Origin of the sequence: Streptomyces sp. R11, from assembly GCF_041051905.1 — a bacterium.
Lineage (GTDB): Bacteria > Actinomycetota > Actinomycetes > Streptomycetales > Streptomycetaceae > Streptomyces.
The window spans coordinates 4741718-4760489 of the sequence record NZ_CP163432.1 but is presented as its reverse complement, the minus strand read 5'-3'; the positions used below and the strand labels follow the sequence as shown (position 1 = coordinate 4760489).

At 72.3% G+C, this 18772-nt stretch carries 22 protein-coding genes and 4 pseudogenes; 13 read left to right on the top strand and 13 right to left on the bottom strand.

Annotation, left to right across the window (positions count from 1 at the left end; translation table 11 throughout):
- Positions 1–37: 37 nt before the first annotated feature.
- The gene (locus tag AB5J55_RS21820; protein WP_369272285.1) at positions 38–1399 is read right to left on the bottom strand and encodes a right-handed parallel beta-helix repeat-containing protein; all 1362 of its coding nucleotides are present in this window, start codon (positions 1397–1399) and stop codon (positions 38–40) included.
- A 57-nt stretch (positions 1400–1456) separates the two neighbouring features.
- Here AB5J55_RS21820 and AB5J55_RS21815 point away from each other — a divergent pair.
- The 4 genes and pseudogenes from AB5J55_RS21815 to AB5J55_RS21800 all read left to right on the top strand — a co-directional run.
- Positions 1457–1684: pseudogene (locus tag AB5J55_RS21815) on the top strand (MFS transporter); the annotation flags it as partial.
- A 540-nt stretch (positions 1685–2224) separates the two neighbouring features.
- A complete protein-coding gene (locus AB5J55_RS21810; RefSeq protein WP_369272284.1) occupies positions 2225–2668 on the top strand; it encodes a VOC family protein in 444 nt (147 codons plus the stop codon).
- 77 nt (positions 2669–2745) lie between these two features.
- Positions 2746–3114, top strand: coding sequence for a DUF6479 family protein (locus AB5J55_RS21805; protein WP_369272283.1), 369 nt, complete (start codon positions 2746–2748; stop codon positions 3112–3114).
- Between the two features lie 98 nt (positions 3115–3212).
- Entirely contained in the window at positions 3213–3401 is a 189-nt protein-coding gene (locus tag AB5J55_RS21800; protein WP_369272282.1) for a hypothetical protein, read from the top strand.
- Here the strand turns inward: AB5J55_RS21800 and AB5J55_RS21795 are convergent.
- Positions 3361–3945: a hypothetical protein gene (locus AB5J55_RS21795; protein ID WP_369272281.1), complete on the bottom strand. Its 585-nt coding sequence runs from the start codon at positions 3943–3945 to the stop codon at positions 3361–3363. The two genes, AB5J55_RS21800 and AB5J55_RS21795, sit on opposite strands and share 41 nt — an antisense overlap.
- 181 nt (positions 3946–4126) lie before the next feature.
- Here AB5J55_RS21795 and AB5J55_RS21790 point away from each other — a divergent pair, with 181 nt between their 5' ends.
- The gene (locus tag AB5J55_RS21790; RefSeq protein WP_369272280.1) at positions 4127–4588 is read left to right on the top strand and encodes an FxLYD domain-containing protein; all 462 of its coding nucleotides are present in this window, start codon (positions 4127–4129) and stop codon (positions 4586–4588) included.
- A gap of 9 nt (positions 4589–4597) precedes the next feature.
- Here AB5J55_RS21790 and AB5J55_RS21785 read toward each other — a convergent pair whose 3' ends face one another.
- Positions 4598–5455: a carboxypeptidase regulatory-like domain-containing protein gene (locus AB5J55_RS21785; RefSeq protein ID WP_369272279.1), complete on the bottom strand. Its 858-nt coding sequence runs from the start codon at positions 5453–5455 to the stop codon at positions 4598–4600.
- A gap of 368 nt (positions 5456–5823) precedes the next feature.
- The gene (locus tag AB5J55_RS21780; protein WP_369272278.1) at positions 5824–6108 is read right to left on the bottom strand and encodes a hypothetical protein; all 285 of its coding nucleotides are present in this window, start codon (positions 6106–6108) and stop codon (positions 5824–5826) included.
- A 127-nt stretch (positions 6109–6235) separates the two neighbouring features.
- On the opposite strand from AB5J55_RS21780, the gene AB5J55_RS21775 reads away from it, so the two are divergent.
- On the top strand, positions 6236–6475 hold the full coding sequence (locus AB5J55_RS21775; protein WP_369272277.1) for a hypothetical protein: 240 nt from the start codon (positions 6236–6238) through the stop codon (positions 6473–6475).
- A gap of 31 nt (positions 6476–6506) precedes the next feature.
- A complete protein-coding gene (locus tag AB5J55_RS21770; protein WP_369272276.1) occupies positions 6507–6638 on the top strand; it encodes a hypothetical protein in 132 nt (43 codons plus the stop codon).
- Positions 6639–6648: 10 nt separating this feature from the next.
- Here the strand turns inward: AB5J55_RS21770 and AB5J55_RS21765 are convergent, their stop codons facing one another.
- Positions 6649–8313 carry a glycoside hydrolase family 13 protein gene (locus AB5J55_RS21765; RefSeq protein WP_369272275.1) on the bottom strand — a complete coding sequence of 555 codons (1665 nt, stop codon included), beginning with the start codon at positions 8311–8313 and terminating at the stop codon, positions 6649–6651.
- 177 nt (positions 8314–8490) lie between these two features.
- Here AB5J55_RS21765 and AB5J55_RS21760 point away from each other — a divergent pair, with 177 nt between their 5' ends.
- The gene (locus tag AB5J55_RS21760) at positions 8491–8829 is read left to right on the top strand and encodes a nuclear transport factor 2 family protein (RefSeq protein WP_369272274.1); all 339 of its coding nucleotides are present in this window, start codon (positions 8491–8493) and stop codon (positions 8827–8829) included.
- 109 nt (positions 8830–8938) lie between these two features.
- Here the strand turns inward: AB5J55_RS21760 and AB5J55_RS21755 are convergent, their stop codons facing one another.
- Positions 8939–9913: a nucleoside hydrolase gene (locus AB5J55_RS21755; protein ID WP_369272273.1), complete on the bottom strand. Its 975-nt coding sequence runs from the start codon at positions 9911–9913 to the stop codon at positions 8939–8941.
- Positions 9914–10069: 156 nt separating this feature from the next.
- Positions 10070–11335 carry a threonine--tRNA ligase gene (gene thrS / locus AB5J55_RS21750; protein ID WP_369272272.1) on the bottom strand — a complete coding sequence of 422 codons (1266 nt, stop codon included), beginning with the start codon at positions 11333–11335 and terminating at the stop codon, positions 10070–10072.
- 260 nt (positions 11336–11595) lie between these two features.
- On the opposite strand from thrS, the pseudogene AB5J55_RS21745 reads away from it, so the two are divergent.
- From AB5J55_RS21745 to AB5J55_RS21735, 3 genes and pseudogenes are all read left to right on the top strand, one after another.
- Positions 11596–11688 (top strand): annotated as a pseudogene (locus AB5J55_RS21745) (XRE family transcriptional regulator); the annotation flags it as partial.
- A gap of 14 nt (positions 11689–11702) precedes the next feature.
- Positions 11703–11951: a DUF397 domain-containing protein gene (locus AB5J55_RS21740; RefSeq protein ID WP_369272271.1), complete on the top strand. Its 249-nt coding sequence runs from the start codon at positions 11703–11705 to the stop codon at positions 11949–11951.
- 108 nt (positions 11952–12059) lie between these two features.
- Positions 12060–12836 carry a hypothetical protein gene (locus tag AB5J55_RS21735; protein ID WP_369272270.1) on the top strand — a complete coding sequence of 259 codons (777 nt, stop codon included), beginning with the start codon at positions 12060–12062 and terminating at the stop codon, positions 12834–12836.
- 21 nt (positions 12837–12857) lie between these two features.
- Here AB5J55_RS21735 and AB5J55_RS21730 read toward each other — a convergent pair whose 3' ends face one another.
- The 6 genes and pseudogenes from AB5J55_RS21730 to AB5J55_RS21705 form a co-directional block, all read right to left on the bottom strand.
- The gene (locus AB5J55_RS21730) at positions 12858–13367 is read right to left on the bottom strand and encodes a MepB family protein (protein ID WP_369272269.1); all 510 of its coding nucleotides are present in this window, start codon (positions 13365–13367) and stop codon (positions 12858–12860) included.
- Positions 13364–13645, bottom strand: coding sequence for a ribosomal protein L7/L12 (locus AB5J55_RS21725; RefSeq protein ID WP_369272268.1), 282 nt, complete (start codon positions 13643–13645; stop codon positions 13364–13366). Before AB5J55_RS21725 ends, AB5J55_RS21730 begins: the two co-directional genes overlap by 4 nt.
- Before the next feature lie 9 nt (positions 13646–13654).
- A complete protein-coding gene (locus AB5J55_RS21720) occupies positions 13655–14410 on the bottom strand; it encodes a GAF and ANTAR domain-containing protein (RefSeq protein ID WP_369272267.1) in 756 nt (251 codons plus the stop codon).
- Positions 14411–14611: 201 nt separating this feature from the next.
- Positions 14612–15418, bottom strand: a complete 807-nt coding sequence (locus tag AB5J55_RS21715; RefSeq protein WP_369276256.1) for a TIGR03943 family protein — start codon at positions 15416–15418, stop codon at positions 14612–14614.
- Positions 15415–16360, bottom strand: a pseudogene (locus AB5J55_RS21710) (permease). Before AB5J55_RS21710 ends, AB5J55_RS21715 begins: the two are co-directional and overlap by 4 nt.
- A 70-nt stretch (positions 16361–16430) precedes the next feature.
- Positions 16431–17780, bottom strand: coding sequence for a tetratricopeptide repeat protein (locus AB5J55_RS21705; RefSeq protein ID WP_369272266.1), 1350 nt, complete (start codon positions 17778–17780; stop codon positions 16431–16433).
- Between the two features lie 107 nt (positions 17781–17887).
- On the opposite strand from AB5J55_RS21705, the gene AB5J55_RS21700 reads away from it, so the two are divergent.
- The gene (locus AB5J55_RS21700; protein WP_369276255.1) at positions 17888–18058 is read left to right on the top strand and encodes a hypothetical protein; all 171 of its coding nucleotides are present in this window, start codon (positions 17888–17890) and stop codon (positions 18056–18058) included.
- 92 nt (positions 18059–18150) lie between these two features.
- Positions 18151–18713, top strand: a pseudogene (locus tag AB5J55_RS21695) (AAA family ATPase).
- Positions 18714–18772 lie beyond the last annotated feature (59 nt).

Sequence of the window (18772 nt, the reverse complement as noted above, 5' to 3'; positions counted from 1 at the left end):
CGTGAGGCGGCCCGGGCCACACCCGCTACGTCCTTCTTCACTTCAGGCCCAGGCCCCGCCGGTACGACTCCCCCGGCCCCGCCCGTTCCACGAGCGCGGCGCAGGCGGGGCGGGCCGCGCAGTCGGAGGCGGGGTCATCCGGCGTCAGCAAGGTGTTGTGCCTGAACTCGAGGTTCTTGGGGTCGCCGCAGTCCGGTGCGGGCGGCCAGCCTCCCGGGTAGGACCGCCGGGGCAGCCAGTCGGGGACGGTGTCGTCCCAGAAGTTGCCGTGGAAACGGACGTTCTGGACCGGGCGGTTGCCCCAGTCCTCGCTGCACCCGCCGATCGAGGCGCGGTAACTGTGGACGGCGTTGCCCCGCACAGTGATCCATTTGCTGCTGTCGTCGGTGTAGATGCCGACGTTCCACTCGCCGTACGCGCTGTCCGAGACCACGTTGCCGCTGACGACCGCGCCGTCCGCGTAGGACGTGCCCTGTTCACCGCGCAGATAGATGCCACCGCCGTCGGCCAGGAGCCGGTTGGTCGCGAAGACCCGGTTGCCGACGATGCGGTTGCCGCTCATCAGGCCGCGCACGTCCTCGGCGGGACCGGAGAGGATGCCGGAGTAGGGCACGTGGTCGACCTGGTTGTGCGCGATGGTCGTCTCCCGGCTGCCGGCGTCCCAGATGCCGGAGGACGCGTGGTAGTCCGCCCCGGTGCGGTGGACCCGGTTGTCGGTGACGCGGTTGCCGCGGTCCGTGCCCTTCGTTTCCGGTGGCAGGGCTCCCAGCACGACGCCGCCGTCCGAGATGTCGGTGAAGACGTTGCCGTCCACCGTGTTGTGCGAGCTGTCCTTGGAGAACTCCAGTCCCTGGGCGCCGAGATGGACGAACCGGTTGCCCTGGAAGGTGATCCGCTCGGCGCGGCGGAAGGCGACGTTCCCGGGCACGGTGAGCAGCCTGATCTCGTCGCCCCTCCCCGGCCGCAGGTACATGCTCCACGCCGCCGCGAACCCGGCCGGCTCGCTCGGAGCCGTCCAGCCGGCGTGGGCGAACGTCAGCCCCTTGAAGGCGATGTCGTGCACGGGCCGACCCGGGCTGCCGGTGCCGCTGACCAGCGTCTCCAGCACGGGCGCCGTCACCTGCGCGCGCCGCATGTCCTCCCCCGCCCGCGGCCGGTACAGCAGCTCATGGTGCCCGGGGCGGGAGCGGTCGAGGTACCAACTCCCTTTCCTGTCCAGGAAGTCGGGCGAGTTCTCGACGTCGGACGGCAGGGCGAGCAGGTCCGGCCCGTACAACTCGCGGGCCATCCGCCAGCACGGCTGGTCCATGGTGATCGTCGATCCGTCACCCGGGCCTGGTGTGATGCCCGCGATGCCGCAACGCCCCTCCAGGTAGTCGAACCGGAACCGCAGCTCCATGTCCCGCGGCACCCGCCAGCTGCGTGGGACGGCGCTCGGGAGCTCGGCCAGCTGCCCTCGTTCGCCAGTGCCCTCGCGGGCGTGATCCTGGCCCAAATGACCACCGACTTCGGCGGCTACGCCCTGCCCTCGGAGAACGGCTGCAAGGTCGTCATGGCCATCGGCGCCGGAGCGGCCCTGCTGGCCTTCGCCCTCGCCACGCTCATCCCGAGGCAACGCAACGCCGCCGCGGAACGGCCGTCCGCCGAGGACGAGTCGGGGCGGGCGGTGGTCAGGGCGGGGTAGGGCAGGTCGGTCGCGGATCGCCGGGGCCCGGTCGTGAACCTGCGGGATCCGTGGACCTACGGGAACTGTGTGTGCGGGACGCCACGAAGCACGGCGTCCCGCACCCGCGCGGCCGGTGCCGAGACCGGCCCGGGAAACACAGGCCGGGGAGCCCCCGGGTACACGTTTCACAACGGTCGAAGACTCGACGCCCGCCCCGGGGACCGGTCGCAGACCTGCGCAAGCAACCGAAACACCCGCCAGAACCATGCGCGCGGGACGCCACGAAGCACGGCGTCCCGCACCCGCGCGGCCGGTGCCGAGACCGGCCCGGGAAACACAGGCCGGGGAGCCCCGGGGTCACGTTTCACAACCGGTCGAGGACTCGTCGCTCGTCTCGAAGCTGCCGAAGACCCGCGGCGCCGTCCGCGGAGCCCGTCCGCAGACCCGCGGGAACCGTGTGCGCGCGCAGTGTGGACCTGTGCCGGGAATCACCGACCCAACGCCCAGGGTTCAGGTGTCACAGCCAGTCGAAGAGCCGCCCGTCGAGTAGGAGAGAACATGTCCGACGCACCCGCCGCCGACACCCCGGCCGAACCCCCCGTACGCGAGCTGCGTCTGGTGGTCACGGCGGAGGACTACGACGAGGCGTTGCGGTTCTACCGAGATGTGCTCGGGCTCCCCGAACGCGGCGCGTTCACCTCGCCCGGGGGCCGGGTCACGATCCTTGACGCCGGGCGGGCGACGCTGGAGCTGACGGATCCGAATCACGCGGAGTTCATCGACGAGGTCGAGGTCGGCCGGCGGGTGGCCGGTCATGTCCGGGTCGCCTTCCAGGTGGCCGACTCCACGGCGACCACGGCCAGGCTGGCGGCCGCCGGGGCCGAGGTTCTCGCGGAGCCCACCCGCACGCCGTGGAACTCCCTCAACTCCCGCCTCGAAGCGCCCGGCGCCCTCCAACTGACCCTCTTCACGGAGCTGGAGGACACCACGGAACGCGCGTAGACACGCGAGAACACACGGTTCTGGGGTTCCTGGGCGCCACAAGGAGCTTATTCGTCCGTTTCGGTGATAATTGGGGCATGAGTACGACGACGTTTGTACTAGCGGCCACGTCGAGTGAAGTACTCAACGTGATCGCCGCCTTTGCGGGTGGCCTGGTCATCGCGGGCGCCCTGGTCTGGGCCGTGCAGCTCGGCATGCGGGTCCGTGATCGAGAGCTGCCGCGGCCCACGGCCGAGGAGCAGCCCCACCTTCCCGACACCGGGCCTGTCCATGAGGAGCGGGAGCTCAGGGAACCCGACGAAGTACCGCACGCGGAGGGCGGAGAACGGCTCCTGCCGCACGAGCTGCACCACGCGGGCAGCAGGCGCAGCACGGACCAGCACCGCAAACGCTGGCTGCCGGGGAAGAGCGGTTCCTTCGGCGGCGGCGGCATCGGGCACGGCTGAGCCCCGGAAATCCGGGCGAAACGAGCGGCGGCGCGCTGCCACCCTGTCCGGACCGTATGCGTACGACGCGCGTGCGGCTCGGACGGGGGCGTGGGGGATTGAGCAGACGACGTCATGTGGCCAGGGGTGTCCCCGGCGGTTACCGCCTCTGGGACAACCACGGCCGCCGTTTCTGGGGCGACCTCTACGAGCTGTGCCCCGACGGCCTGCTGACCGAGCTGAACGGCCGCAAGGACCCGGCCAGGGTCAGCGCACTCCTGAAGCGTTACCGCGCGTGGAAGCGTTAGCGCGCGTCGAAGCGTTGGCGCGCGGGACGTCCGGCGCCGTGGCGAGGGCCAGGATCACGAAGAAGTCGATGCCCACCATGATCACCGACCAGACGGGCGTGTACGGCAGGAACAGGAAGTGGGCGACCATGCTGAGGGACGCCAGGAAGATGCCGGTGATCCGGGCCCACCACGCTCCCCTGAGGATGCCGTAGCCGACGCAGGCGGCCACGATGCCGATGCCGAGCAGGACCCAGCCCCACGCCGTGAGGTTGATCTTGTAGACGTAGTCGCCGACGCTGCCGTAGACGTCGTCCTCGGCGATCGCGGAGATGCCCTGGAGGATCGCCAGCAGCCCGTTGACCAGCATCAGCACACCGGCGAAGACGAGCGCGCCGGTCGCCCAGCCGGTGTCGGAGGGGGCGGGCGGGCCGGGGCGGTAGCCGCCGGCGTCGGGTGCGGCCGAGCCCCAGGTGGTCTGGGTGCCGGGCGAACCCGGGGTACCGGCGGGACTGTGTGCCGCGTCCGTCGCATGCGACTGCGATTGCGGCTGCTGCTGGCTCATGGCTGCCGTACCCCACTTCTCGCGTGTACCCGTGGTCGGGTGCTGCGGTCGGTTCGACGATCGACCGGCCGGGCGGCGGCCACCACGGGGGAAGGACCGATCGGGTGACGCCCGGAGTGCGGACGACGGCGTACGGACCTTCACTGAAGGGACCCGGACCGAACGACCTGCTGGAGGCGCCATGCCCGGTCACCGAGCGCGGTGGACGACCACCGCGATCCTCACGACGACCGCCGCCGTCGCCGCCGCCCTCACCCTGACCTCCTGCAGCGACGACGACACGCCCTCCTCGGTGGCCAGCCGGGCGGCGTCGGCCTTCGCCTCGGCGACCGCGGAGGCGGGGCAGCAGCTCGACGACATCAAGGGCGGCGTCGACGCCAAGGGCGCGGTCCGGCTGGGCGATCCGACGACCGCCTCGGACGGCCGTACGACCGTGGAGGTCACGGCGGAGAACACGACCGACTCGACGAAGTCCTTCGGCGTACAGATCAACTTCCGCGACGAGGGCGGCAATCTGCTGGACGCCAACGTGGTGACCGTGTCGGACGTGGCCGCGGGCAAGACGGGCAAGGGCACCGCACGCAGCACGCGTGACCTGGGCGGGGGCGTCCGGGCGGAGGTTGCCAGGGCCGTGCGCTACTGACCTGGCGCGCTACTGACCTGCGCCACCGGCCTTGCGCGCGGCTTTCGGCGTCAGCCGTCCGCCCCCGCTGTCCGTCACCGTGTCCGGCTGTGCGGCGGCCACCTCCGCCACGAGGATGTGGATCTGCTCGCTCGCCGCGCTGACCCCGTTGAACGTGGCCGTCGCCTGGACGCGGCCGGCGCCAGGCGGGAGAGCGACGCTCGGCACGCAGGACCAGGTGCCGTCGGGCGCGGCGGTCGTCGCGCAGATCTCCTCCTCCAGCGCGTCGCGCACCGTGACCTGGGCGCCCGGGTAGGCCGTCCCCGACATCTGCGGCAACGCGCCCAGCGGCACGCCCGACTGGGGTCGGGACAGGGTCGGCGCGGGCAGTCCGACGGTCACGACACACGTGCCCTTTTCCTGCACCGTTCCCTTGGCGTCCTTCAGGACCAGGGCGCAGTCGGGCAGCCGCGTACCGGGCTCGGCGTCCGCGGGAACGGACAGGACGAAGGGGAACGTACGGTCCTTCCAGGCCGCCGGTGCCGACTCCCCGGTGACCGGGCCGGGCGCCCCCACGAAGGTGTACGTCCCGCCGCTCCCGCCCAGAGTCACCGCCCCCTGGTAACCGCCCGCGGCGAACGGCGTGCCCGTCACCCTCGCCGTCGCGGGCGCCGACAGGGTCAGTACCGATCCCGCGCCCAGCGGCGCCCCCTCGTACCCACCGACCTGGACGATGCCTTCCCGCCCGGGTTCGATGGTCGCGGTCGCCCACAGGTCACTGCCACCCGACCCTGACGCCCCGTCAGCTCCGTACGCCGCTCCGGCCGCAGTCATCGCGCAGGCCACGGCGAGACAACCGAGGACCGTTGCCCTCTTGAATCTGCTCATCGTCGGCGGAGCTCCTCACGTGCGTCGGCAACACCACTGCCTGCGATTGTCGTGTCCCGTCCGCGCACACGACGCGCGCTGTTCGGCCGTACGGACCAGGGGCGCGCTCCGCACCACCCGTCCGGGCGCCGAGAGTGGGAGCCGTCCGCAGTGCCCTTCGGCGGGTTGGCATCGGCTACAACGTCGAGGTGATCGCCACCGCCGACGGCACCAGGCGGCTGACGGTCGCGAAGCTCAGCCGCTCGTTCGACCCCGCGGCGGAGGACGAGCGCGCCGGCGCCCGTCGCACGCTGATCGAGCGCGCGCTGTTCGGCCGTACGGACCAGGACTTCGGTCCGCACCCCCGTCCGGGCGCCGGGACACCGACGTCAGTCCTGCGGCGCCGGCTTCGGGTGGCGGGCCGTCGTCTTCACGTCCGCCTCGACCTCGCTGCGGGCGGTGCCCTGTTCCGTCGCGTGCTCGGTGACCGCGCTCTGGACGGCGCGGGCGAGGTCGCGCCAGGTGCGCCAGGCGGATGCGTACGTGTCGGTCTGGAGCTCGGTCCACGGGGTGTGGGCGGGCGGGCCGTACTGGTCCCGTAGGTCCTCCACCCTGGAGTGCGCCTGGTCCGCCGCCCGTTGCATCGCGACCAGTTCGTCGAAGGTGTGTGCCACGCGTCCGGATCCTGGGGCAGCCGGGCCGGGCGATCCGTTGCGCCACGCGCGGGGCCGGGGCCTCTCACCCGTACGGCGCCCACCCGGGCCCGGGCAAAGACGCGCTCAAGGTCGCTTTACGGAGCCGATGCCAAGCCAAAAGGCTTCCCGCACCGGGGACTTCCGTACCTCCGTAGGACAGCCGACCACCCCCATCCCGCAGCAGGCCCGGATGCGCATCACACGGAAGGCGACGGGAGCTCTCTTCGCGGGCGGAGCCCTGGGCGTGGCCCTGGCCGCGCTCGCCTGCCCCGCCATGCTCGGCTTCGGAACCGTCGCCGCGGCGCCGGACAGGGTCGTCGCGGGGAGCCGCCGGCCGGGCCGTTGACGGAGGCCGACCGGGACTTCACATCACGGTCATGGAGAAGACCGGGCTGGTCGACTTCGACCAGGTCCTGTTCCAGGAGACGATCCCACCGAAGCTCCCGTCCGAGGACCTGACCCCGCCTCCTCGGGCCGCGGGCGAACCGCAGGTGACCCCGAAGCCCTGATACGGCCGGTCTAGGCCAGCCAGGCCGTCGTGTCCGGGCCCAGCCGGCCTTCCTCCAGCGGTGCGCTGGCGATCAGCACCTCACCCGGCGGCAACTCCACCGCCGTACCGGAAAGGTTGGCCACGCACCGCCAGCCCTCCGAGCGCGCGAAGTGCAGGACTCCGGGCGGGCCGTCCGGGGCCCATTCCAGGTCCTCCCCCTCCAGCAGCTTGCGGCGCAGGCGCAGGGCCCTGCGGTAGAGCTCCAGGGTGGAGCCCTCGACACCGTCCTGCGCCGCCACGGCGTACGCCGCGAAGCTGGGCGGCTGCGGCAGCCAGGAGCCGCCCGCGCCGAAGCCGTACGAGGGTCCCGTCGTCGTCCACGGCAGCGGCACCCGGCAGCCGTCGCGGCCCTTGCGCACGCGGCCCGTCTGTTCCCAGATCGGGTCCTGGAGGACCTCGAAGGGGAGGTCGGCGACCTCGGGCAGGCCGAGTTCCTCGCCCTGGTAGACGTACGACGAACCGGGCAGCGCCAGCATGAGGAGGGTCGCGGCGCGGGCCCGGCGCAGGCCCGCGGCCTCGTCGACGGCCGGGGCGTGGCCGCCGGACAGCAGCCAGGCGTTCTCGTCGGTGCCGGGCGGGAGCATCAGGCGGGAGGCGTGGCGTACGACGTCGTGGTTGGAGAGGACCCAGGTGGCCGACGCGCCGGCCGAGCGGGCCGAGGCGAGCGAGTCGGTGATGATCCGCCGCAGCTCCTCCGCGTCCCAACCGGCTTGCAGGTACTCGAAGTTGAAGGCCTGGCCCAGTTCGTCCGGGCGGGCGTACAGGGCGCGGCGGGCGCTCGGGTTCACCCAGGCCTCGGCGACGGCCATGCGGGGCGGGCGGTAGGCGTCGAGGATCTTGCGCCAGTCGCGGTAGATCTCGTGGACCTCGTCGCGGTCGTAGAAGGGGTGGGTGCCGGGCGGAAGGTCCGGGAGGGCGTCCTCGCGGCTCAGCTCCGGTGTTCCGAGGTCGCGCAGCGGCTCGCTCAGGTCCTTGGCCAGCGCGTGGGCCACGTCGACGCGGAAGCCGTCGACGCCGCGGTCCGACCAGAACCGCAGGGTGGTGCGGAAGTCGGCGCGGACCTCCTCGCTCTCCCAGTTCAGGTCGGGCTGCTGGGGCGTGAACAGATGCAGGTACCACTCGCCGTCGGGGACCCGGCGCCAGGCGCTGCCGCCGAAGACGGACTGCCAGTCGGTGGGCGGGTGTTCCCCGCGCGGGCCGCGGCCGGGGCGGAAGACATAGCGGTCCCGGGCCGGGGAGCCCGGGCCGGCCCGCAGCGCCTCCTGGAACCAGACGTGCTGGTGCGAGGTGTGGTTGGGGACCAGGTCGACGATGACCTTCAGGCCGAGCCGGTGGGCCTCGGCGACCAGGGCGTCGAAGTCGTCGAGGGTGCCGAGGCGCGGGTCGACGTCACGGTGGTCGGCGACGTCGTAGCCGCCGTCGGCCAGCTCGGAGGGGTAGAAGGGGCTGAGCCACAGGGCGTCGACGCCGAGGCCGGCGAGGTGGTTCAGACGCTGGGTGATGCCCTTCAGGTCACCGAGCCCGTCACCGTCGCCGTCGGCGAAGCTGCGCGGGTAGACCTGGTGGATGACGGCCTGGCGCCACCAGTCGGGGTTGCTGGACGAGAGGTCGGGCGTGGTGGTGCGGACGGTCACGCGGTCTCCTCCTGGGTGCGTACGGGCGACAGTGAGAACTCTGTCCAGTCGGCCGGAAAAGGGAACACCGCGCAGGTGGAGGAACACCCGGGGCCCCTTCGTGGTGCACCCGCGGCACGAGGCCCGCTGGATACGGTGGGTGACGGAGGAGGACCCCCCGCTGCTGAGGAGCCCCGCATGACCAGCACTCCGACGGACATCGTCAGGGCCGCATTCCGCCACTATCTGGCACAGGACCGCGAAGCCGCCCTCCCCCTCTACGCCGACGACTTCACCTTCACCAGCCCGCAGGACGACCACATCGGCAAGGCGGCCTTCTTCGAGCGGTGCTTCCCGACCGCCGGCCGGCTGAAGGAGCAGCAACTTCTGCAGGTCACCCCCGCCGACGGCGAACTCGTCTTCGCCTACTACGAGTACGAGCTCACCACGGGCGGCCGCTACCGCAATGTCGAGGCGATCAGTGTCCGGGACGGGCTGATCAGGGAGGTGCAGGTGTTCTTCGGCGGCACGATGTGAGGGGGGACATCCCGCCGACGCCCTGGCCGTACGCGACACGGATGGCGTAAGTGCGACGGCCCCGGTCGGTTCCACGACCGTGGGGTGGCCGTACAGGTCCGGAGACGGGTCAGAGACGCTCGACCGTCGTCAGGTACAGCTTCACGAAGCGGTCCACGTCCACGTCCAGGGCCACGTCCACCAACGGCTGTTCGCGCAGGCCGGTGTGGATCTCGGCCTCACCCGGCCGGGGCCGGCGGTCGACGATCGTCTGGCCGCGCGTCGGACCGGGGGCGAGGGAGACCTCGACGGGCAGCAGGCGGGTGGTGATGCCCGCCGGGTCCACGACCGCGCACACCGCGCCCGCGTCGCCGATGCCGCCGGCCTCGGAGTCGGCGGCGACATCGGGCGTGGCCGGACGGTGGGACAGCAGGTCGCCCGCGAGACGGGTACCGGGCTCCGCGCTCGCCCGCAGCCGCCGTACGTCCGCGCCGGGCACCACGACCCGCTGGAAGACGTCCAGGCCGTACATGGTGATCGGCACCCCGGCGGTGAGCAGGATCGCGGCCGCCTCCGGGTCGTGCCACACGTTGAACTCCGCCACCGGCGTGGCGTTTCCGCAGGCCACCGCGCCGCCCATGAAGACGATCCGCTCGATGTTGCGGGTCACCTCCGGGTGCGTGCGCAGCAGCAGGGCGATGTTGGTGAGGGGCGCGGTCGGGACGATGGTGACCGGGCGCGGGGACGCCAGGATCTCGCGGCGCAGCAGCGTCACCGCGTCCGCGTCGGCCGGGGCGCGGGTCGGGGCGGGCAGGCCGATGTCGCCCATGCCGTCCTCGCCGTGCACGTGCCGCGCCGAGCGCGCGGACTCGATCAGCGGACGTCCGGCGCCCCGGGCGACGGGGATGTCCGGGGCGCCGGCCTGCTCCAGCACGGTGAGGGTGTTGCGTACGACGCCGTCCACATCCGTGTTCCCGGCCACGCAGGTGACCGCGCGCAGGTCGACACCCGGGTGGCGTACGGCGAACAGCAGCGCGAGGGCGTCGTCGACGCCGGTGTCGCAGTCGATGATCACCGGGATGGGCGGACCGTCGGCGTTCGTCACGGCGGGGTTCCTCTCACGGGTGCGGTGGCGGGTCACCGGAACCGACCTTACGGTGTTGTCCAGGTGGAGTGCGTCGCCGTATGGCGCCGCCGTACGGGCTTCGTGCGTGCGGCGTCATACGGCGTCTTGAGCCCCCGTCTCAGGCGTGATCGGGCGTCATCGGCCGTCCCACAGCTCGGGGCCGCGGGCCGCCGCGCGGGCGGCGATCCGGGTGACGAGCTCCGCGGCCGGTACGGCCCCGGGCCTACGCCCGTCCCGCAGCCGTACGGCCACCAGCTCCCCGTCCGCCTCGGCCGCCGCCTCCCGCTCCCCGATGACCGCCTGGTACGGCACGAGCCGCGCCGCCCGGATACGGGCGCCCAGGGTGCCGTGTTCGGGGCCGGCGAGCTCGGCGCGCAGGCCCTGGTCGAGGGCCCGGTGCAGCAGCCTCTCCGCCTGTTCGGTCTGGGCGTCCGACACGGGGAGGACGACCAGCTGGACGGGCGCGAGCCAGACCGGGAAGGCGCCGCCGTGCTGCTCGATGAGGTGGGCGACGGCTCTTTCCACGCTGCCGATGATGCTGCGGTGAACCATGACCGGGCGGTGCTTGGCGCCGTCGGGGCCGATGTAGTGCAGGTCGAAGCGTTCGGGCTGGTGGAAGTCGATCTGGACGGTGGAGAGGGTCGACTCCCGTCCAGCCGGGTCGGCGATCTGGACGTCGATCTTGGGACCGTAGAACGCGGCCTCGCCCTCCGCGGCGTCGTACGGGATGCCGGAGGCGTCCAGCACCTCGCGGAGCAGCGCGGTGGCTCGCCGCCACAGCCCGGGATCGGCGACGTACTTGCCGCCGCCCGCGCCCTCGCCCCCGCCCTCGGACGGGAGGGAAAGGCGGTGTCGGACGGCCCGGATACCCAGGTCGGCGTAAGCGCGGGCGATGAGCTGGAGGGCGGCTCGGGCCTCGTCGACTGCCTGGTCGAGGGTGCAGAAGATGTGGGCGTCGTTGAGGTGGATCGCCCGCACGCGGGTGAGGCCACCGAGGACGCCGGACAGCTCGGCGCGATACATTCCGCCCAACTCGGCCATGCGGAAGGGTAGTTCGCGGTAGCTGTGGGAACGGGAGCGGTAGATCAGGGCGTGGTGCGGGCACAGGCTCGGGCGCAGGACTAGTTGTTCGCTGCCGCTGCCGCTGCCGAGATCCATCGGCGGGAACATGTCCTCGCTGTAGTGGTCCCAGTGCCCGGAGATCTCGTAGAGCTCGCGCTTGCCGAGGACGGGGGAGTGGACGTGCCGGTAGTCGGCCTCGCGTTCGGCTTCGCGGATGTACTCCTCCAGTGCGTGCCGGACGGTGGCGCCGTCAGGCAGCCAATACGGCAGGCCGGCGCCCATCAGGGGGTCGGTGTCGAAGAGGTCCAGTTCGCGGCCGAGGCGGCGGTGGTCGTGCATGGCTGCTCCTCCGGGTGAGGAGACGAGCGCCCACGGCAAAGCCCCGGGGCACTCGCCCCGGGGCTTTGATCTTCGCTCAGCTTTCAGCGCGGCGCCGGGACGGAGTCCGGCGTCGTCGTCAGAGACGGGTTGGCGCGCTGCATGGGGCGACCGTAACAGCGGGCGGGTGAGGGTGTCGCGGTGATTTTCACGAGTCGCGTCACCAATGCGAAGTCGCGTGATTACGCTCTGCTACACACCGACTCTGGGGTTGGTACGCCTTGGTTCACATCCGCCAACTCGATCCCACGGCCTCTCCATTGGACTGCTTCGGCTACGAGCTGAGGAGGCAACGGGAGGAGGCTGGGCTGACGCTGGGAGGAACGCTATGGAGCTGAAGTGGCGTAAGTCGTCCTACAGCGGTACCAGCGGCGGCGATTGCGTCGAGTGCGCCCCGCTCGGCTCGGTCGCCTGGCGCAAGTCCTCGTACAGCGGCACCAGCGGCGGCGAATGCGTCGAGGTCGCCGACCCAACCCCCTGCATAGCCGTCCGCGACTCCAAGAACCCCGAGGTCGGCACGCTCACGCTCTCGCCGGAGGCGTACGCCACCTTCATCGGGTACGTCCAGACGCAGTAGGACCCGCATGCATCCGTCACCCGGACGGACCGGCGCGCTGGTGGCCGTAGCCCTGGGGTGGTGCCTTAAGAGCACGTACTGATCTTGAGCGCACCCCAGGAGCCCGCGATGCCCCGTCCCCCGGCCCGCACCCTCGCCACCTCGGCGCTCACGGCGGCCGCGCTGCTGACCGCGGCCGCGTGCTCCTTCGCCGGACTGGACACCGCGGCCACGGGCGTCCGTGCCCCCGCGTCCCCCGCCACCGTCAGCGGGTCGCAGTCCCCCGGGGCCGCCCCCACCCTGACGGAGGCCCAGGCGCGGGACGCTCTGATCAGCGAGGCCGACCTCGGTGAATCCTGGGGGGCCACGCAGGGCTTCGCCACCTGGCGGGAGGCCATGCTCAAGGCGGAAACCGAGTCCGCCGACTGCCGACGGCTCCTGGACGCCCTGTATGCCGAGGAGCTCTTCGGCCCGGACGCCCGGACGCGCGCGTCGGTCGGACTGGACGACGCCTGGGACGAGGCCCAGCTGCGCTACCAGGTCGTGGCCCATCGGCCCGCGGACCTGGACCGGACGCTGGCCTGGCTGGGCCGCCTGCCGGACAGGTGCGGCGAGTTCACGGCGACCGCGCGGAGCGGGGAGATGGCCGTCGAAGTGAGTGCGGCCGAGATGCCGGAGGTCGGTGACGCCCGGCAGGGTCTGAGGGTCCTCCTGCGCGCCGTCTCCGAGTACGACGACGCACCCGCGCTCACGCTGCACGTCGCCGCCATCCGGGTGGGCGACGACGCGATCGCCATCACCAACGGCGGCCTCGGCGAGGTACCGGCCGACGCCACCTGGGCGGCCGTCGAAACGGGCGCCACCCGTCTGGCGGAGGTCAGGAAGCGGGGCCGGGCGGAGATCTAGGACGGTCGTTTCGGCGCCGTCCTACGGGTGGTGGAGCCGCCGGGCGCGAGCGGAGTCGACGGGCCCGTCCTGGTCCAGGCGCAGGAAGTGGTCCAGCTGCCATGCCTGAGTGCTGGTCGCCTGGCGGTTGGTGGTGGTCACCCACGGCGGGTACACACGGAAGGCCCGCTTCCCACCGGCACCGTCCACCGACACCACTCCGCGCCGGCGGAGCACGTCCATGGGAAAGACGAACTGGCCGAAGTGCGCACCGTCACGGCAGCTGATGACGAAGAGGTCGACCGGGTCCGTGACGTCGAAGGGCTGGATGGGCCCGCCCGGCGACCTCTTCCACACGGTGACGAACTGGCCGACCTTGGTGGGGGTCGTTCTGGCCGCGCGGAACCGGACGGAGAGACCGTCCACGGTGAATGCGTGGGCGGCGTACTCGGCACTCTCGGGTTCGGGAACCGGCTGCGAGCAGGCAAATCCGCAAGGGTCGTAGACGAGCTCTTTCGCCGCCACGAGATCGCTGTGTGCCGGGGTGGTCACGTCTGCCCCAGGCGCTCGACCGCCTCCTTGGCCTCCACCAGCCCCGCTCCCGTGATCTCCCGGTACTCCTTGATCGCCTGGATCTTCTTGTCGTCCCGCAGCAGCGCCGCGACCTTCGCCATCCGGGGATCGTCGTCACGCAGGCCCAAGTGATCGATAATCAGGTCGAGTTTGCGCTCGACCCGGGCAACTCGTCGGTCGGCACGGGAGATTCGGCTCTCGGCACTGACGAAGCCGACGATCACGACCAGCGCGATGAAGTAACCCACTATGTCCATGGTCGGCGATCATAGGCGGCCCCGGTCCCCGTCGAATCGCAGCTGGTGGTCCACCACATCCCGGGCCACGTCCACCACCGTGCGCCCGTGCGCGAACGCGTGCGCCCGCAGCCGTGCCAGCGCCTCGCCCGTGCCGACGCCCAGCTGGGCCATGATCATGCCGGTTGCCTGGTAGATCTGGTCCTGGTCGGCGGCGAGGCCGCTCAGCCACCGCTCGTCGCCGGGGTCGCCCGCCTCCTCCGCGCGCGGCAGCGCCATCAGCGCCACGGTCATCATTCCGGCCACCACCCGCGCCGTGCGCAGGTCCCGGTCGGTCAGGTCGCCGGGCGTATCGCGATAGAGGTCCAGCGTGCCCACGCACACCGTGTCGTTGCCGAGCGGCATCGAGTACACCGCCCGCACCCCGGCGGCCGTGGCCTGCTGGGCGAAGACCGGCCAGCGCAGGACGTCCCGGCCCGCCGTCAGGTCGCGCGCGAGCACGGGCGTACCGCTCTCCACGGCGGACTGACAGGGCCCGTCACCCAAGGTGGCCTGGATCTCGGTCACATAGGCGGCCTGCGCACTGCTCGCGCCCAGTTGTACGGGCATGCCGTCGCTGTGCAGCGACACGCTCGCGCAGGTCACCGGCAGCAACTCGACGGCGACATCGCACAGCCGCGCCGGGATCTCGCCGGGTCCCACGCCGCGCACGCTCTCGGCGAGCGCGTCGGCGGCACCGGCCCGCTCCCGCCCTGCCTCACCTCGGTGATCGTCTCTGGGCCGCACGGCAGCCTCCTCGTTCCGAGCGCGGCCTGCTGGCTCCAGGGCCCCCGGTCGGCCACTTGACCGCTCGCCCTGAACGTCGCCCGACTACCCCTGGCCCGTACAACGAAACCCCGCCGACCGCCACCCGCAAGGGGCGCGGGGAACTGCGCGACCAGCCCCCACCGGCCCGCGGCCTGATGCACGGCTCTCCCCGGCGGAGCGCTAGCGCCTCTCGTACGGGTTCGCAGGCTGCGCGACCCGCCGCACCGACGCGGCGTCCAGGACCGGCGGCCACGCTCCGTCCGTGCCGAGCTCGCCCTCGGGGTGCCAGGTGCCGGTGACGGTGACCCAGGCGTCGGCGGGCGGGGCGTCCGCGCCCCGGATCTCGACCTTGCTGGTGGTGGCGTCGGCCGCGCAGCAGGAGACGAGCAGGCGGGTGACGTACCAGGTGCCGTCGTCGTCCCGGGTGACGAACCCGGTCATCCGGACCGTACGGCCCGACAGCGACCGCCCGCTGTCGTAGACCGCCCGCGAGCTGAACTCGGCGAGCGTCAGCTCCACCGGGTTCCCGGCCGGCAGCGCGGGAAAGTGCCCGATGCCCTGCGCCGCGCGTTGCGCCGCCTCGCGCTCGGCGCTGTAGGAGCCGAGGGCCGGCGGCGGGAAGAGGAGGAGGGCGAGGGCGGGGAGGGTGAGGAGCCAGGCGACGCGGGGGCTATGGTGACCGCCGTGCTGATCGTGGGCGTGGGAATCGTCGCCGGACTCGTCGTGCTCGCCGTGCTCGCGTTGCTGATCGCGGCCGGAGTGTTCGCCGTGCTCTGCGTGCTCGCCCTGCTCGGCGTGCGGTTCTCGTTCCGGTCGCCCGACAACCGCCGCGGCCACCGCCAGCAGCACCAGCAGGAACCCGGACACCACCAGGTATGGCCGTAGTCCCGCCTGCACGTACCGCAGATACAGCTCGCTGAACAGCGAGATCCGCAGGACCGCCGCGCCCGTCACGAGCAGCAGCACCGCCGGTCCGTACCGCCTCACAGCAGCCACCACCCCACCAGCACGCTGCTCGCCACGGCCGCCACCCACGTCACGGACGAGAACCGCAGGGCGAAGGACCGGCCGAAGGTGCCCGCCTGCAGGGCGATCAGCTTCAGGTCGACCATCGGGCCGACCACCATGAACGCCAGTCGCGCGGTCGGCGAGAAGCCGCTCAGCGGCGCGGCGACGAACGCGTCCGCCTCGCTGCACACGCACAGGACGACCGCCAGCAGAGCCAGGAGCAGCACCGACAGCCAGGGCGAGCCGGTGAAGAGGTCCAGTACCGAGCGCGGCACCGCGATGTTGAAGGTCGCCGCGGCCGCGGCGCCCAGGACGAGGAAGCCGCCCGCGTGCAGGAAGTCGTGCTGGAGGCCGGCGGTGAAGGCGCGCAGACCGGTGGCGGCCGGGTCGGCGTGCCGCTTCGGTGGGCGCAGCCACTCCTCGCGGCCGAACCGGGCCCACAGCCAGCCCATCACCACCGCCGTGGCCAGCGACCCGGTTGACGGCGGGAGCGGAGAGGAGGAAGGCGAGGGCGGCCGAGGGGGCGACCCCGCGCCGCATCAGGCTCCCGGCCACCGGCACGGACGCGCACTCGCAGCCCGGCAGGACGGCACCGGCCGCCCCGGCGACGGGTACCGCGAGCGCCTGGTTGCGGGGCAGCAGACGGCTGAAGACGCGCTCCGGCACGAACGCCCCGATCGCCGCCGAGACGACCGTGCCGAGCAGCAGGAAGGGCACGCCCTGCACCGCGATCGCCGTGAAGACGGTCCACCAGGCGGCGACGGGCGGGGTGCGGAGGTCGAGGGCGAGCAGGGGGCCGAGGACGGAGGCGACCGTGGCGATGGCGATGAGCGCGGCACCGCCGACGACGGCGTACACGAGCGCGCGTACGACCAGCCGCAGCCCGTCGGCCGTCGTCCGCGCGGTCCGCTGGTTGTCCACGTGCCTGTCCCCACCTGTCCGGATGTCCCGCGCAGCCAATCGGGACGACCTGTGGGCCGGCTTGGGTTCCTTACAGAGGGGGCTGTGCGGGTGCGGGTCCGAGGGTCGTGGTGCCGGGGGCCGTACGGTGGCCGAGTCCGGTCCGGTACGCGTCCAGCGCCGCCTCGACCCTTCCGGTACGGCGGAGCAGGTCGCCGAGCAGCCGGCACAGGTCGGCCAGGTCACCGGCCGCGCCGGCGCGCTCCAGCAGGCTCAGGGCGCGGACGTAGTGCTCCTCGGCGGCCTCGGTGTCGCGGGCGTCCTCGGCGATGATGCCGAGGAGGCGGTGGGCGGCGGCGGAGTGCAGGGCGCCGCGTTCGGGGCTGAGGTCGCTGAGCACCTCGTGGAGGAGGGCGGCGGCCTCGTCGGACTTGCCGCGCCGGTGCAGTACGTCGGCGAGTTCGACGGCGACCTGGCTGGTGTAGAGGGCGGCACGCTTGGCGGTGAGCATGGTCTGGGCCTCGCGCAGTTCGGCCTCGGCGCGTGCGAGGTCGCCGTTCTGGGCGTAGACGTAGCCGCGCATCCAGTGGCAGTTGGCGAGTTCGGTACGGATCTGGAGCTGCCGGTACAGCTCGGCGGCTTTGGCGAGGGAGGCGTCGGCCTCGGCGACGCGGCCTTCGGCGAGCAGGGTGCGGGCGACGGACCGGTGCATCCGGGCGACCAGGGCGGGGTCCGCGGCCTGCGGGGCGAGGGCCAGGGCGTACTCGGCGGCCTGGGCGGCGCGGGCGTGGGCGCCCATGTCCATGTAGGGGCCGATGACGCTGGCGTAGAGCAGCAGGAGGGCGTCGGGGTCGTGCAGTCCGCCGCGGTTGAGCTCGTCGAGGGTGGATTCGATGAGGTAGACGGCGTAGCGCAGCTCACCGGCGAGGTAGTGGGACACGGCCCGGCCGCGCAGCGCGGGCACCCGGGCGGGCAGTGGGGCGTCGGCGTCCGCGAGGACCTGCTCGGCGCGCTCGAAGTACCGTCGGGCGGAGTCGATTTCCCCGACGTCGATGTCGCACTCGCCGAGCCCGAGCAGCGCCGCCGCCCGCTCCTCGGGGAACCCGTGCGCGTCCGCCTCCGCGAGCAGCGCGGTGTACTGCTCGGCCGCGGCCTCGGCGTCGCCGGTGGCGAGGGCGCGCTGGGCCTCGGTCAGTCGCATCCGCAGGGCGGTGACGAGGTGCGCGGGACGTCCGGTGGCGAGCTCCTCGAAGGCGACGCCGAGCCGGTCGGCGATGTGCCTCAGCGCCTCGTCGGAGGCGCGGACCCGTCCGGCCTCCAGGGTGGAGATGTACGCGGGGGTGTACGCCGGCTGCGCCAACTGTCGCTGCGTCAGCCCACGATCGGCCCGCAACTGCTGCACTCTTCGCCCGATCGTCCCCGGATCATCACGGTCAGACACGCTCAACGCCCCCAACTCCCCCTGTGCCCCTTGCCGTTCGACTCCGACAGCCCATAGGTTAAACCGCGTATTAAACGTGGTTAACACCTGGCTGTTGCGAGGTCGCCGTGCAGGAACGCACCAACACCACCGAGCGCTACACCCGAGGTCTCGCCGCGGCAGTGATCGCCATGGCAACCCTGATCCTGGCAGCCAACACGGGCCCCGCCCGAGCGGCGGAACCGACCCTGACAGAGCAACCGACCCAGCATGTCATCCCGGTGTCGCCGACACCGTAGATCTCACCGAGCAACCGCGCCGCAACCACAGCTCGCACGGGGGATCCGCCTCGACGACGCACGTCCATGACCACGCCGACCCCCACGCCCGCATCCCCGGGACCGCGACCCGGGGAACGGTCGTCCTGCTCAACGGACCCTCCAGCTCCGGCAAGAGCAGCATCGCCCGCGCGCTCCTCGGCGTCCACGACGGCACCTGGTTCCACCTGCCGGTGGACGCCTTCCACGCGATGCGCGGCGGCAGCCCCCTCGCCGACGAGGACCTCCAGAGCGAGATCGACCGCACCGCCAAGGGCTCCACCGCGCGGTCGCGGGCATGGCCGCGGGCGGCAGCAACCTGGTCGTCGACTACCCGCTCAGCCGCCGCCGGCGCTTGCTGGACCTCCTCGATCTGCTCGTGCCCGAGGACACGGTCCTGATCGGGGTCCGCTGCCCGCTGCCGGAACTAGAACGCCGCGAGCGCGAACGACGCGACCGCCAACCGGGTCTCGCCGCCCTGCAGTTCGACCAGATCCACTCCCACGGCCCGCACGACCTCGACGTCCGCACCGACGTCCTGACCCCGGCCGAGTGCGCCCTCCACATCCGCGACTTCCTGCCGGACCGACCTCGTCCGACCGCGTTCGAGGAACTCCGGCGCGCATTGCGGGAGTAGAGCGGCAGATCAGCGGTGCACCCCCCTCGTCCCGTCGGCGGCACCCCTTGTCTCACCCA

What these genes read in the sequence shown, in the direction of transcription:
- AB5J55_RS21790 (WP_369272280.1), top strand. Translation starts at nt 4,127, where the DNA reads ATGCCCGGTCACCGAGCGCGGTGGACGACCACCGCGATCCTCACGACG.
- AB5J55_RS21805 (WP_369272283.1), top strand. Translation starts at nt 2,746, where the DNA reads ATGAGTACGACGACGTTTGTACTAGCGGCCACGTCGAGTGAAGTACTC.
- thrS (WP_369272272.1), bottom strand. Translation starts at nt 11,335, where the DNA reads ATGCACGACCACCGCCGCCTCGGCCGCGAACTGGACCTCTTCGACACC.
- AB5J55_RS21735 (WP_369272270.1), top strand. Translation starts at nt 12,060, where the DNA reads ATGCCCCGTCCCCCGGCCCGCACCCTCGCCACCTCGGCGCTCACGGCG.
- AB5J55_RS21760 (WP_369272274.1), top strand. Translation starts at nt 8,491, where the DNA reads ATGACCAGCACTCCGACGGACATCGTCAGGGCCGCATTCCGCCACTAT.
- AB5J55_RS21770 (WP_369272276.1), top strand. Translation starts at nt 6,507, where the DNA reads ATGGAGAAGACCGGGCTGGTCGACTTCGACCAGGTCCTGTTCCAGGAG.
- AB5J55_RS21820 (WP_369272285.1), bottom strand. Translation starts at nt 1,399, where the DNA reads ATGGAGCTGCGGTTCCGGTTCGACTACCTGGAGGGGCGTTGCGGCATC.
- AB5J55_RS21775 (WP_369272277.1), top strand. Translation starts at nt 6,236, where the DNA reads ATGCCAAGCCAAAAGGCTTCCCGCACCGGGGACTTCCGTACCTCCGTA.
- AB5J55_RS21740 (WP_369272271.1), top strand. Translation starts at nt 11,703, where the DNA reads ATGGAGCTGAAGTGGCGTAAGTCGTCCTACAGCGGTACCAGCGGCGGC.
- AB5J55_RS21810 (WP_369272284.1), top strand. Translation starts at nt 2,225, where the DNA reads ATGTCCGACGCACCCGCCGCCGACACCCCGGCCGAACCCCCCGTACGC.
- AB5J55_RS21795 (WP_369272281.1), bottom strand. Translation starts at nt 3,945, where the DNA reads ATGAGCCAGCAGCAGCCGCAATCGCAGTCGCATGCGACGGACGCGGCA.
- AB5J55_RS21725 (WP_369272268.1), bottom strand. Translation starts at nt 13,645, where the DNA reads ATGGACATAGTGGGTTACTTCATCGCGCTGGTCGTGATCGTCGGCTTC.
- AB5J55_RS21785 (WP_369272279.1), bottom strand. Translation starts at nt 5,455, where the DNA reads ATGAGCAGATTCAAGAGGGCAACGGTCCTCGGTTGTCTCGCCGTGGCC.